Origin of the sequence: Chryseobacterium soli (genome assembly GCF_000737705.1) — a bacterium.
Classification (GTDB): Bacteria; Bacteroidota; Bacteroidia; order Flavobacteriales; family Weeksellaceae; genus Chryseobacterium; species Chryseobacterium soli.
In genome coordinates, this window is record NZ_JPRH01000008.1 from 141,646 (window position 1) to 156,633 (window position 14,988).

The 14,988-nt window shown below is 42.9% G+C and carries 5 protein-coding genes; all 5 read right to left on the reverse strand.

The genetic code is table 11. The annotated features are described in order from the left end of the window. Positions 1-4: 4 nt before the first annotated feature. The 5 genes from IW15_RS16955 to IW15_RS16975 are packed head-to-tail and all read right to left on the reverse strand — an operon-like array spanning position 5 to position 14,722. Positions 5-2,410 carry a glycosyltransferase gene (locus IW15_RS16955; RefSeq protein ID WP_034713798.1) on the reverse strand — a complete coding sequence of 802 codons (2,406 nt, stop codon included), beginning with the start codon at positions 2,408-2,410 and terminating at the stop codon, positions 5-7. Continuing rightward, the gene (locus IW15_RS16960; RefSeq protein WP_034713800.1) at positions 2,403-3,197 is read right to left on the reverse strand and encodes an alpha/beta fold hydrolase; all 795 of its coding nucleotides are present in this window, start codon (positions 3,195-3,197) and stop codon (positions 2,403-2,405) included. Before IW15_RS16960 ends, IW15_RS16955 begins: the two co-directional genes overlap by 8 nt. Then, positions 3,188-3,487, reverse strand: a complete 300-nt coding sequence (locus IW15_RS16965) for an acyl carrier protein (RefSeq protein ID WP_034713802.1) — start codon at positions 3,485-3,487, stop codon at positions 3,188-3,190. Before IW15_RS16965 ends, IW15_RS16960 begins: the two co-directional genes overlap by 10 nt. Then, a complete protein-coding gene (locus IW15_RS16970) occupies positions 3,475-7,707 on the reverse strand; it encodes a type I polyketide synthase (protein WP_034713804.1) in 4,233 nt (1,410 codons plus the stop codon). The genes IW15_RS16965 and IW15_RS16970 overlap by 13 nt, the downstream gene beginning before the upstream one ends. A 19-nt stretch (positions 7,708-7,726) precedes the next feature. Next, on the reverse strand, positions 7,727-14,722 hold the full coding sequence (locus IW15_RS16975) for a type I polyketide synthase (RefSeq protein ID WP_034713805.1): 6,996 nt from the start codon (positions 14,720-14,722) through the stop codon (positions 7,727-7,729). Positions 14,723-14,988 lie beyond the last annotated feature (266 nt).

A 14,988-nucleotide genomic window follows, 5' to 3' on the forward strand; every position in this document is an offset into this window, starting at 1 on the left:
AGGCTTATCCTAAAACTAATGATGGTTGTTCCTGTTGTACAAAACCTTCCAGCAGCTCTACCGCCAGGTCGTTACCGCCTGCATTGAGTAAGCTGGACTGAACTTCTTTCGCTGCGTTTCTGTAGGCCGGGTTTTCCAGCAATTCAAAAACAGTTTCACGAAGGGCTTCCACCCGTAATCGTTTGTATCGAATGCTGATTCCGCACCCTGCTTTTTCAATTAATTTGGCGATGTGAAAATGATCGTAGGCAATTGGGGTAATGAGCATCGGTAATCCATTGGTGAACGTATCATTAACGGTATTGAACCCACCGTGGCAGATCACCATATCCATAAGCGGCATCAGGGCAGATTGAGGCACAAAACCGCTTACAATAAAATTAGATGGCCATTCATCAAAGATTTCCGGCGGAGTGGCTGCGATAACCGTTACGGGCTGATCTGCAAAGGCTGCAATCACCTTTTCAAAAAAGGCTTTCCGGATATCCACCAGTAAAGTACCCAGTGACACAAATATTTTAGGGGTCGTGGAAGATTCCAGTTTCTCCCAGTCAAAAGGAGCGGGATTCGGACGTCCTTTCACCGGACCTACAAATCTCATATGCTCCGGAACGGTTTCAAAATCCGCAAACGTCTGTGACGTAAATACCAGATTCAATTGATTGGAATGGATAAAAATGCCTTCATCCTCAATTCCTACTTCTTTTTGAAGGTCTTTGATCAGATTTTGCTGCCATTCGAATATTTTGGGTGCGCTGTTCGCCGTATCGCCCATTACATCGGGAGGCACAGGTGTAGTCGTCACACATGGAATCTTGTGCTTGTGAGCAAATAACGCGCCTCCGAAAGAGATACAGTCATTCACGAGAACATCAGGTTTCCACGTATCAGCAAGACGTTCTAATCCGGGCATCATCATTTTGGCAAAGGGAACATAGGTTTCCTCCAATGCCAGCTTCATAACTTCAGGGCCGGAACATGCCGGTCCGTCATCCTGCCTCTTTAAAATACTCTGAATATCCTCCTGAAACGGGATAAGATCTTCTTCAGGATAAAAATAGCTTCCTCCTTCCGGAATATGTTTAGGGTCCAATGGGGTAATTCCAAACCATTTTACTTCATGGCCACGGGCGATCAGACTGGCGCCAACACTCAAGGTTGGGCTAATATGTCCAAAAAACGGTGGGATCACAAATAAAAATTTAGATCCGGTTTTTATCTTTTCTGAAACAGAAAGTAATGCTTTTTCTAACAGATCAGCAGCGGTTGGAGTACCTCCCGCCTCAACGAAAGATTCACGAACTTTTTCTGCCGCTTCTTTATATTCCGGTTGGTATAAAATCTTCTGAACCGCTTCGTTCAAATGATGGGATTTAAACCGGTTAAAATTAAGACGTTCTCCTGCTCCGGTACGCACCACACGTCCAGCTACATGGGACTGATCATACGCAATCGGGATCACCACCAACGGAAGACCGTTGGAAAGGGCTTCAGATACGGTATTGTGACCCCCATGACAAACCACTCCATCAAGATGAGGTAACAGATCCAGCTGCGGAACCTGCTGATACACCATAAAGTTTTCCGGCCACCGGTCAAACAGCTGGGGATCAGAAACCAGTACAACGGTTACCTCTTCATCTTTAAACGCATCAATTACTTTCTGGAAAAAAGCTTTTTTATGATCATGATCGAAGGTTGTTCCGATGCTTACCAGGATCTTTTTGTTGGCAGCATTTTTCAACCGGTCCCAATCAAATTGACAGGAGATCCGGCGCTCCATAAGAACAGGACCCGTGAACTGATAATTGGCAGGCAGATCCATTTCGCCAAAGAAATATTTCGAGGTTAAAACAAGAGTCAGCAGATCAGAAGATGCCAGTGAACGGTTTTCGGTTACCCCAAGTTCTTTCTGCAGTTCAATGATCTTATTCACTTCCCATTCATGCACTTTAGGCAGCTCATCCATCATTTTAATGGCAGCCGGAGCGGTAACGGAGGTGCTGTAGGGAAGGTTCAGTTTTTTAGCAGCAATAGCGGAGGCAAATAACTGATGATCGCCAATCACCATATCGGGTTGATATTGTTTCAGCAGGGTAACGATTCCATTGTAGCAATGTCTGTTTAAGGGAATCAGGACATCATCGTACAGAAACTTGATGCTGTCGATACCGTAGACTATTTTTTTAGAAATGATATCGAGATAGTTCTCGCTTTCTTTTTTTTCTTCGTCGGTTTGGTCGTATTGGATGAGCAACAGTTCTCCACCGACAGGAAGTTTCGTGCTTAAATTTTTATCAAGACTGATCCAGGCCACTTCATGCCCTCTTTGCAGTAATGCTGCGCCGATGCTTAAGGTTGGATTGACATGGCCTGTCAATGGGGGAACAACAAATACAAATTTAGCCATGATTTTGTGTTAAGGGGTTAGATAATGATTGAGATAAAAAATGAACGATGGTTTCTGCAATCCGAACAGGTTCCTGTATCGGGACGTTATGATCTCCTGGAATCAGTTCCAGTTCAGATTCGGTGATCTGTGTTTTCAGCCATTCACCTGTAGGTCTACAATTGGATTCAGCTCCATACAGCAGCAGTGTGGGAATATGCAGTCCTGAGAAATTGGCTTCACTCAGAAAATGTTTTTCCCTGATCATATCTGCCTTGATACTGGTCTTTTCAAACAGGAACTCATACATGCGGTGGTTTTTCTCCATCTGCCTTTTGCCCATCTGCACCTTAGTGGTGTCTGTAAAATTGGCGACATAATGCTCGAGAAACTCTTTGCTGTATTCATCGATGATATTTCTTGCTTTTTCGTCCTGAGGATCCGGGGCTTCTATGACCACCAGCTGACTCACGAGGTCCGGCGCTTTCAATGCAGTTTTCAAAGCGATCAATCCTCCGAAACTGTATCCGGCCAGATGTACTTTTTTGAGGTTTAAAACATCCATCAAAGCCAGGAGATCGGACGACATGCTTTCCAGATCATAGCCATCTATAAAACGCTCACTCATGCCATGGCTTTTCAGATCGTACATCACGACATGAAAATGTTTCGCCAGCATCGGGGCAATATTGAAATAATATATGGACAGGTTGCTGAACATCCCGTGGATAAGCACCACCGCCTGTTCAGCCCCCTTATTGAGTTCCTGAATATGAACCTGTTTATGATTAACCGTGATTATTGGCATTCGTAGATATAATTAATAATCATACTCAGGTCAAGGTCGATCAACTGATCTAAATCCATAGAAGACAGCCATCCCGTAAAGTCAATCTGATCGCCGAAATGCGCTTTAATTTTCTCAGAAAAAGAAACAATTTCTATACTGTCCATTTCCAGATCTTTCGTGAATGAACTTTCCGGAGTGATGTCCATTTCCTCTACAAATTCAGCGCCTATCACTTCAGTAATAAAACCTTTTAAAAGAGTGAACAATTCCTCGTGATTCAATTGTAATGTGTGGTTTATAGTGTCCATCCGATAATATAATTTTTATGTTTAATAGTTTTTATTTCAGTTTGGTTGATCCATAAGTGATCTCCCGCAATATGGGTGATTTCAAAGGCTTTTGGATTTCCTTTCAGTCCGGTTCCGAGAAACTTTCCGTAGGCTTCTTTGGCTACCCAGAATTTGGTGGTCCATTCCGCCTGATCTTTTTCTTTTAATAAGGTTAATTCATGATCGGTAAATACCAGGTCATAAAATCCGGAGCTGCGTTCTTCCATGATCTCCATGTCGATTCCCACCGGACCGCCCTGACGCGCAATACCTACCGCATCCTTTTCTTTATGCGCTAAAGAAATGTGGATATCCTCTGTTACATCACCTATCAGATAAGGTTTTCCGACTTCATCCTTCGCTATTTCAAAAGTGATCGGAAAGCAAGGATGATTTTTCTGTTCGCGGAGAAGGTTTCGAACGGCATCTTTCACCGCTACACGGCTCACCATCCATTCTTTCCGCTTGTTGGGAAACAACTGCTGGTGATATTGTTTTTCCGTCTGGTTGAAATATCTTTTGAGAATAAAATCCCACGACGCCACCCTAGTATACGCCTGATGAAAGAAAAATACTTCAGGAGCAATTTCTTCCGAAAGACGGTTATGCAAAGGCGACATGGAAACATTCCACAGCGGCTCGTCAATTTCCAATCGGCGGTTTTGCCAGCCTGTAATCGCGCACCATACTTTTCCGTCTCTTTTCAGGATGATATCTGCAATGGCAAATTCTTCATTAAGCTCGGTAAGGATGCAGGTACATTCAAAAAGTCCGTCCTGATCTTCCATCTCACCAAAGAATTCTATATCTCTGATTTTTACCGGGAAAGCAATACGGTCTTTAGTTAATGTAAGCTGTAACCACAATCCGAATAACTGTCCGGCATTATCCAGCAATGAGCCTTTCCCTCCGTTTCCTTTGATTTTTCCTACAATCCCTTTTGTTCCTACTGCTGAAACTTCTGTAATTCCCTGATACAGTTCTCCATGGAACATATGTTTATCATAGATCTCTTCAGATGTTCTTTCAATTGGCAGAAGATCTCCGATTGACAGGTTAAAGGAAGGAACAGCCGGTGCAGATGAAGCCAACAGGACTTCTGCATTCGCAAAGTTTTCAATATCCACATAGGCGTGATTCGGTGAACGCCATTCTCCTTTGACTGTTTTTTCAAAAGGTTTGGCGACATTCATCCATTGAAACACACTTACATTCATAATTTTATGAACTCTTGTCCCCTGAATTTCTGCCTGTGCGATTTCTGCTAACTGCTCAAAAATCATCGTCATCGGAATTACGGGTTCCATATCAGCTACTTCATGCCATCCTTTGGGTTGTCTTAATAAACTGTGATCGATGAGGTAAGGATGACTTTCTAAAGTAACCTGTAAAAATTTCGAGAAATTCTTACTTGCCGGTACTTTAGGTATCACGGGTTTTGCCACTTTAATTTCAGATCGGTTCTGAAACAGCGTCAGCACTTCTTCCTGCATCCTGATCATATCGGAAATATTGTCCTGGAACGCCTTAACAAGCGGATGTCTGGTTTTAGCTACCGTTGCTGAAACCATATTTTGTCTTGGCATCTCAAAAGACTGGGCCAGGTTTTGAATTTCTTTAAAATTACGGATGATCGGTGAACCTAATTGTAATTTGATTCCCTTTCCTGTTGATTTTTTTGATTGATTTTGTATTTCTAAAAAGTCCAATGCCACTGTTTTACCTTCCACGAATAACGCAGCTACCACACGCTGCAGTTGAGCCAGTGCAGATCGTGTGGCTACGCTGGAAGCAATGGTACTGAATGCTTTTCCTTTTAAGGTATCATCGATAAATCCGATCAATCCTCCGGTACCAATCTGGATAAAGAATCTTGCTCCCTCATCGTACAGTTTATCCGTCAGTTCACGGAAGCGGACCGGCTGAACCAAATGTTCGGCGCTCAGTTTTCTGATGGCGTCCTGATCGGCAGGATAAGGCTCTAAAGTCGTTGCAGACCATAATGGGATCTTCGTCTCTTGAAACTGTGCTTTTTCCATTCCTGCTAAGATTACATCCAGTTTATCAGCAATAAAAGGTGAATGAAAACCGGATTGAAACGGCAGAATCTGATGGAAGATCTGTTTTGATTTTAACAGCGGAACCAATTCATCCAAAGCTGCATTACTTCCGCAAAGGATCACCTGATTAGGACAGTTGTCATTGGAAATATAAAGATTGGAAATGGTATCGATAAAAGGCTTGACCGCATCGATCCCCGCTCCGATCGCGATGAATCTGGAATCTTTTAATTCAAAGGTTTCCGGATTCAAAACATCGATCAAAGCTTTTACGGAATTGACTTCTGCCAGTTCGGAGGAATATCCAGCGAGCCATTCTCCCAGGCTGTGCCCGGCATTCATATCGGGAATAATTCCCAGTTTTTTCAGGGCGTTGTCAAGAATACTGCATTTGTTGAAAATTCCCAGTGCATCGGTTAGTAAACCTTCCCCTTCTGTTTGGATAGGTTCGGTCAATCCGAAATAACGGCTGATACTGTCCACTTCCCCTTTCGCAAGACCATCCAGCCCTGGAAATACGAAGGCTATTTTGCCTCCATCTTTCAGTAAAGGAGTGTTGGTGTACCAGATATCCTGTTTATTGCGCCAAGGATTGTCTTTAGCAACAATCTTGATGGCTTTTTCTATTCTTTCAGGGGTCGGGTCGAATAAAGCAATCCGGTAATTCCCTTCACCTATTTTGTTTTCTTTATTTTTTAAAGCTGAAAGTAATTCTTCATGAGTGGGTCTTGCAAATACCAAAACACGGTCTTTTTTCGGCATATCATAGCCCTCAAGAACAACGTGTGCATTGATCCCTCCAAATCCGAAGGCATTAACTGCCGCTACTTTCGGCAAGCCTGTTTTTGACCAGCTTTTCGTTTCCTGTACCGGAGCAAAACGGGTCTGTTCCATATCTGCAATTGGATTTTCACAATATAAGGTAGGCGGTAACGTATCATGATGAAGCGCCAGACAGGTCTTGATTAAACCTGCGATTCCGGCAGCCGGCATGGCATGTCCGATATTGGATTTAACGGATCCGATTCCTGCAGCCTGGGTTCCTTCTTCTTTAGTAAAAAACTGAGCCAAGGTCTGAAGTTCTGTTTTGTCTCCAAGCGGTGTTCCTGTCCCATGGGCTTCCAAATAACCGATTTGTTTTTCATCCATATCTGCATTGGCCCAGGCCTGTTGTAAAGCTTTAAGCTGACCTTTAACGGACGGGCTCATCACGCTGGTTCCGTTACCATCACTGCTTACGCCAACGCCTTTGATCACAGCATAGATTTTATCCTGATCACGGACTGCATCTTCCAATCGTTTTAAAACAACGAAACCACAGCCTTCACCAATTAAAAGTCCATCTGCATCGCTACTGAACGGTTTGATCCGCTGCTGGTGTGACAGAGCTCCCAACTGGGCAAAAATACTCCAGAAAGCAGCATTTTGTCCGGTATGAACTCCACCTGCGATCACCATATCACAACGGCCACGGTTCAATTCCTGAACGGCATGATCTACGGCAATTAAAGCACTGGCACAAGCCGCATCAACTGTAAAGGCAGCACCTCCCAGATTGAAACGGTTGGCAACCAAAGAGGCAACCAAATTGGGAATTAATCCCATCGCTGTATCGGCTGCAAAGCGTCCTTTCCGTTCCTGGAAAGCATGTTTTACCTTTTCGATGTCTGCTGTAGATACCTGAGGTAACAATTCCTGCAATAACGAAGAAATCTGTTCTCCAGTACGCACAATTTCGATAGCGCGGGTTGCTCCGGGACCGGTATAGTTTCCTTTACCAATGATGATTCCTGTTTTTTCAAGGGATATTCCTTTTTGAAAAACACCGGCATCTTCCAGTGCTTTTTGTACCAGATCAAGGGTTAACAAATGATCCGGTTCTGTACCTTCAACGGCTAAGGGTAAGATCCCAAAAGCAGTTGGATCAAATTCATAATCAGAGATAAATCCACCGCGTTGACAGTAAAATCTGTCGACAGGACTGGTAGCATCACTGAAGTGTACAGGATCAATCCTATCCGCCGGAGCCGATTGGGTAGAATCTACTTTATTGACAATATTCTGCCAAAAAGTGTTGGCATCCTGTGCCCCGGGAAAGACACAGGATAAGCCAATGACAGCAACATCTGTTTTTTTCATAGTTATCGTATACAGAGGGTTACCAGTTGCTTCCTGACATGATCAATACCTGACTTTCGGTTCCGTATTTGATCTCATTAAGAAAAATTTCTTTCCCCTGGTCCAATGGAATTAAAGAGATTCCACGACGTTCATATTCTGTTTCCAGCGTTGACGAAACCATTCCGGCTCCTTTCCACGGTCCCCAGTTGATGGAAATGACTTTTCCTTTTAATTTTTTGTTTAGCGCTTTCGCATAATCATCCAGTACGGAATTGGCGGCAGCGTAATCGGTCTGGCCTTTGTTTCCGTATACTGAAGCGATGCTTGAAAATAACACTACAAACTGACAGTCGGCACGAAGCTGTTCTGCCAATACACGAAGCGGTTTTACTTTGGTATCAAAAACACGTTCAAATGAACTGGAAGTCTTCTGTCTGAAGAGTTTATCTTCTAAAAGACCTGCCCCATGGATCACTCCGTCTAAACGGCTGTATTTTTCGTAAATATTTTTGATTAAATCGGATAATCCTTCCTCATCACAAAGATCCAAGGATTGGTATACCACCTTATTTCCCAATTGTTCCATATCTCTGATGGTACGAAGAATCTGGTTGTTTTTGAAAATTCTCACCGTTTCTTTTTCTATTTCAGCAGGAGAAGTGAATGTTCCGGTTTTAATAAGATAGCTTCTTATTTCTTCCTTGGTTTTCATGACTTCCACTTCCTTGAGATCCTCCAGTACATCTCTCGGATCTGCTGATCTTCCCACAAGAATATAGGTGCAGGGATAGGCTCCGGACATATGTTTTACCAGTTCAGCAGTGATTCCCTGTCCGCCTCCAAGCACTAAGACTACAGATTCCTGATCCAGTTGGATATGTGCTTCTTCAAGGCTCGTTGACAAGGGAGAAGGGATGATATCTATTTTATGTCTTTGATCGTGTTTGTAAACGACTTCGGAAGGTTTATCAGTCGATAATATTTCTTTTAACGTGATTTCCGTAATCTGATCAACTTCCTGTGGTGTACTTAAACTGATCAGCCTGCAAGAAGTTTGTTCAAATTCTCTCGCTAAACTTTTGAAAAGTCCAGGATAGCCTTTGTAATGACGTAAAAGACGGGTATCCGTCAGTTCCTGAATATGTGCCGGAATGTCTGAAATCAGATATACCCATTTGGCTTTGTCGAGATCCAGTTTCTTAATCTGATCTACGTGATCAATGATGCTGTGTTTTACCGTTGAGGAGAACAGATCCAGAATAATCAGTCCGTCGAAATCTTTAAGATCTCTTTCCGTATCTACTAATTCTGCGATGGCGCCATATTTTTCAAGAGTGTTTTTAATCGCCATCGTCTGCGGACTATTGTCCTGAGTGATCGCAAAACGTTTTCCCTTTATGATTTCTGTATTCTGCTCTGTAGAAACATCAGTGGGAGTCAAACCAAAACGAAGACGTGACAATCCATTTTGTACAGGTTCAGTATTAGTGTTTCCACTCATTTCGCTGATCCATGAGGCCAGTCCTTTTAATGTTTTAATGGCAGCCAGTTTTTCCATAAGGTCGTCTGCCTGGTCCATATCTTCTCCAAAACCAATTTTGGTTTTAAGGTCTCCGATAATTTCCATACGCTTAATGGAATCAATACTTAAATCTGCTTCCAGATCGAGATCCAATCCAAGCATTTCCTTCGGATAACCCGTTTTTTCACTGACAATATCCAAGATGATATTTTGAAGTTCTTCCAAAGAGAATGCAGATTTGCTTTCTACTTCTGATGCGGGTGTTACTGCAGATCCATTTTTTTCAGGAGCAGATGTTTGTGTTCCTGTAAATTCTGTCAGCCAGGAAACCAAACCATTTAAAGTTTTGATCGAGGCTAATTTTTCCATGATCGTATCTTCATTGGCATGATCTGATGTAAGCGCTCCCAGCTCACTGCGAAGCGTTCCAATGATTTCTACCCTTTTGATAGAGTCGATACTCAAATCTGCTTCCAGATCCATTTCCATCCCCAGCATTTCATGAGGATATCCGGTTTTATCGCTGACTACCTGTAGTAATAAGGTTTTAATATCTTTTACAGGAGCCTGTTTTACCGGAATTATGGCTGGTTTCTCAACATTCACCGACTGTGCGGGAATCGTCACCAAGCGGTCATTAACAGGTGCCGGTACTGACGCAGCATAAGCCGGTACATGGGTAATCTGAGGATTCTGTCCCAGGAAGGAAAGCATCACATCACGCTGTGCCTGGATCAGCTGATTCATGGTATTTAAATATTCATGCAGCATCCGTTCAGCGGCAGGCTGATGTTCGGCTACAGGAGTTTGATGGGTATTAGTGAAATTGTTCATGGCAATAGGTTTTAGTATCGGTAACGCACCATTGGCGGGCAAGTTACCTGTAGTTGGATGTGCCATCTGTCCGTTCACACGCCAGATGGCTGGATTTTTCTTATACAGTTCAGGCTGGTCAATCTGGATCAGTCGGGCATTACGGCCATCGAAAAGTTTTTCAATGTTAAAGTTTCGGCCTGTTCCCAGATATTGTGCCAGCATGGAAAGAAGGTGGCTCAGTTTATTATGGTTGCTGTCTTCTACATACAGGATCAGCTGATCTTTCTCCAAGCAGGATTTAGTCAGTCCGGAAAGTACTTTTCCAGGTCCTACTTCAATGAATATTCTGGCCCCGTCCTCATACATCGCCTGAATTTCCTCTACAAATCTCACGGGTTGTACCAGATGATCTGTCAGTCTTTCTTTAATTTCTGAAGGGTCTGTCGGATAGGTTTCAGCCGTCGTATTCGACCAAACCGGAATCTGCATTTCTTTGAAAGGAACCTCTTTTAAGACCTCATCATATAAGCCTTTAGATTTGGCCAATAACGGACTATGGAATGCACAGGCAACTTCTAATTTCTTGGCAGAAATACGTTCCTGTTTAAGGATTTCCATTAATTTATTGATCGCCGGTGTGCTTCCCGCTACCACACATTGGGTTGGAGCGTTATAATTAACAGGATAGCATCCTTCAGTCTGGCCCAATATCAGCTGTAACTGTTCTCTTGTTGCACTTACTGCAATCATGGTACCCGGATCACCGCCTTCTACTGAATCTAAAATGGCGTGAGCTCTTTGAATACTCAAATCAACCAGTTTTTCTTCTTCAAAAACGCCGGCAAAACATAAAGCAGGTAATTCGCCATAGCTGTGTCCTGCCACCATATCCGGAACGATGTCTAGTGATTGAAGGAATTTAGCCAAAGCAAGATCTACCATTCCCAAAATGGGTTGTGCCAGACGGGTATCTTTAATGGTTTCTTTTTGTTGTTTTAAAGTAGCTTCATTAAAAGTAGTGGAAGGAAAAACTACTTTTTCCAGTTCAGGATATCCATCGATCAGATTTCGCATCGCCGGAAAAGCGACGAACAGATCACGGGCCATGTTGATTCTCTGACTGCCTTGTCCAGGGAAAAGGAAAGCTACCTTACCGTCACGTTTATTCACCGTAAATGTATCTTTGCTTTCAATGCCTGATAATGCCAGTTCGATGTTCATCATCAAATGTTCAGTAGTATCAGCGACAATGCTTAGCTGAATTGGTTTTTCTGAACCGACCGCTAAACTGTAGGCCATATCTTTTAAAGGAATATCACCATTGATCTCTAATAAAGACTTGATCTGAGCCAATTTGATTTTAGCTTCGTCATAGGTCTCACCACGGAATACAAATAATTCTGACGGCCACGACTGCAATACTGCAGAATCGTCTTCCTTGGGATGGTTAGCAATAACCGTATGGAAATTGGTTCCACCGAATCCAAAAGCACTGATTCCGGCATAACGGCTTTTCTCGCTCCACAATCCACTTTCTGCATAAAAAGCAAAAGGACTGGTTTCAGCGTTATAATAAGCATTGGGCTGCTGTAAATGAAGCGTTGGAGGTTTCACCCCGTGGTAGACTGCCAGAGAAGCTTTAATCAGTCCTGCTAATCCGGCTGCACATTTGGTGTGTCCGATCTGTGTTTTTACAGAACCTAAATGCGTTTGTCCCGGTATGGCTCCTGAACGGCTGAATAAATTAGTCAAAGCGCTCAGTTCTGTTTTATCTCCTACCACAGTTCCGGTTCCGTGTGCTTCCACTAGACCAACTGATGCAGGACTAATCCCTGCTTGGGAATACGCACGTTCTAAAGCGCGTACCTGTCCTATTTTTCTAGGTGCTGTAAGACCTAACGCTTTTCCGTCACTGGATCCTCCTACTCCTTTGATGACAGAATAAATACGATCTCCATCACGAACGGCATCTTCATATCTTTTTAAGACAAGAATAGCAACGCCTTCACCAAGGGCAATTCCGTCGGCTTCCCCATCAAATGTTGCACATCTTCCTTTTCTGGAAAGTGCATGCGTACTGGAGAACATAAGGTAATCATTGATACCGTTATGTAAATCTGCTCCCCCGGCAAGAACCATATCGGATTTTCCTAATATCAGTTCCTGACAAGCCAGATCAATAGCTGCTAAAGAAGAAGCACACGCCGCATCTACGGTGAAATTTCTTCCCCCAAGATCCAGACGGTTCGTAATCCTACCTGCGATCACATTTGCCAAAATACCAGGGAATGAATCTTCCGTCGTATGTGGAAATGCCTGTTTCACTTCTTCATGAAGTTCTCCGAAAACCTGTTTATAATACCCTCTGAAACTATAACTGTTGGCCAGATCATTGCCGCCTTCAGCTCCGATAATTACAGAAATATTTTCTCTATTAATATGTTTTTCACCATAACCGGCATCTTCCATCGCACGCTTAGCTACCAATAACGTCAATAACTGTGTTGGCTCAATAGCCGCAAGAGATTGTGGAGGAATTCCGAAGGCCAAAGGATCGAAATCAATTTTTGGAATGAATCCACCCCATTTAGAGTGCGATACATCCGGTCCGTCTGAATCCGGGTGGTAATACAGTTCTTTATTCCAGCGTTCATCAGGCACTTCTGTAACACTGTCTCTCCCCAGGATGATGTTTCTCCAATATTCTTCGAGGTTTTTTGCTTCCGGGAAAATACATTCCATCCCAACAATAGCCACATCCAGCGGTTTTTCTGTTGATTCTGGCTCTTCCGGCAAAGCTGCCTGTTCAATATATTGATAATTGCCGATACTTACATTCTGATGAAGGGCTGCAACGGAGATCACGCGGTTTTGCATGGTAGCGACCTGTCCGATCATATACATTCCAAGATCCAGCTGTTCGCTTGTCGGAATATTAATCAACTGATCTCCTTGACGTTCTACCCCTTTAGCCGCAATACGAAGACGGCCTACGTTTAATTTTTCAAGCTTTTCCCAAACTTCTTTTTTATCCATTCCAGCTGCCAGAAGTTTTGCCTTCTCTTTACTGAAATGCTGAGCAAAAGCTGTATTCAAACAACGCGTCTCGTGTCCGGGTGCCGTCTCTAATAAAACCGTGTCTTTAGCCTGCATAGCTTGTTCCTGAAATTCCTGCTGAATTGCTCCGGTTTGTACAGCTTCTTCAGTATAGAGATAAGCAGTTCCTATTAAAACCCCTACCTTTACACCTCTGGCTGCTAACGGAGCTGCCATGACAGAAACGAAAGCTGTTGAAAATGCATCATGGATTCCACCCGCAAAAAATACACTGATCTTTTCCGGATGATCTTCTTTTAAGATTCTTTCAATCTGTTTCTCCCAAAGGACCATGCTTGAAAGCGGGCCTACATGACCGCCACACTCACGTCCTTCAAAAATGAAGTTAGTAGCACCTTCTTTCAGGAAAATATCTAACAGCGCAGGGGAAGGAACATGCAGAAAGGTTGTAATTCCTGCTTTTTCAAATATTTTTGCCTGTGCCGGTCTTCCCCCGGCAATAAGGACTACAGGAGGCCTGGCCTCTAATATATAAGATGTCTGTTCTTCTCTCAGCTCCTGAGGGGCAAATCCAAGGATTCCTACTCCCCATGCTTTTTCGCCTGCCAGTTTTTTAGTGTCCATCACCAAGGCTTTCGCAGCCTCTCCTTTAAGTAAGGATAAAGCGACAAAGGGCAAAGCTCCTGCTTCTGCAACCGCATTAGCAAATGACGGAACATCACTGACACGGGTCATTGGTCCTTGTGCAATAGGGTAACGAAGTCCCAGCTGTTTGGCCATGATATTGTCCTGATCGATTACCTGAAGGGCTTTTGCCTGCTTCAGATGACCATACATGGCTTCCTTGAAACCAAAAATCAGTTTTTTAAGAGTTTTGAAATCTTCGTACAGGTCTATTGCCAACGAAATATCCTGCCCCATTGGAATATAGCTCTTTGCAGGATCAAGATCGGTAAAATATTGTGTAAGTTCTTCTGAGCTGACATCTTCCGGCAACACAGGTGAGTTAGGCCTTACCAATACACGATGATTGGCTATAATTTTTGTTTCGGTTCCATTCAGTTTTGAGCACAGATCTTTTATATCTTGGGGAACAGAACTTTCCGGGAACATGGCAAGCTGACTATCCAATACAATTCCGGTTGCACCTAATGTTTTTGCCGCCGCCGCCGTATGGAGCCCTATTCCTCCCTGTACCCATACAGGTATGGTGTTGATTTCTTTGATAATACGCTGAAACAAGACAAAAGTTGATTCATAGCCTACCAGGCCTCCTGCCTCATTTCCTTTTATAATGATACCCTCAGCACCTGATTGCTCAGCCTGCCTGGCTTCTTCCAAACTGCTTACCTGATATATAACAGGCAGCTCTGAGGCGTTATTCATTGTAATACCTGACGGAAGGATAGCAAACCTTACTTTTTTTGGAATTTGAAGCGACAAACATTTGTCGTTGGGAAAGCAAATACCATAAGAAGGAATATCCATCTGGTCAAGTTGATTCAATGCTTCCTGAGCGATGGTTACATCACCTCCTAAGCTTAAAATGGGAAATGCACCTGCCTGGTGCAATTTAGGGATAAGATTAACATCCGGCTTTTCGAAAGGTGTTAATCCAATAATGGTTAAGTTTTTCATTGCATTTATGGTATTGAAATATGACTGAAAATTTTATAACAAAACGTTCAACCTCCCGGTATCTAACGCGATTATTTTGTTATGACGGAATAAAAATAATAATTTTATATTACATATTCAATCATAAATAAAATTTAATAACAATTTTTTAATAATAATTTATTATAAATTCAAATATCATTAAAATAAGTTATTATACTTTTGTTCTCAGAAACAAGACGATACAATACGTGCAATCACATTTATAAAGGTTTATACTTACAAAA

What these genes read in the sequence shown, in the direction of transcription:
- IW15_RS16955 (WP_034713798.1), bottom strand. Translation starts at nt 2,410, where the DNA reads ATGGCTAAATTTGTATTTGTTGTTCCCCCATTGACAGGCCATGTCAAT.
- IW15_RS16970 (WP_034713804.1), bottom strand. Translation starts at nt 7,707, where the DNA reads ATGAAAAAAACAGATGTTGCTGTCATTGGCTTATCCTGTGTCTTTCCC.
- IW15_RS16965 (WP_034713802.1), bottom strand. Translation starts at nt 3,487, where the DNA reads ATGGACACTATAAACCACACATTACAATTGAATCACGAGGAATTGTTC.
- IW15_RS16975 (WP_034713805.1), bottom strand. Translation starts at nt 14,722, where the DNA reads ATGAAAAACTTAACCATTATTGGATTAACACCTTTCGAAAAGCCGGAT.
- IW15_RS16960 (WP_034713800.1), bottom strand. Translation starts at nt 3,197, where the DNA reads ATGCCAATAATCACGGTTAATCATAAACAGGTTCATATTCAGGAACTC.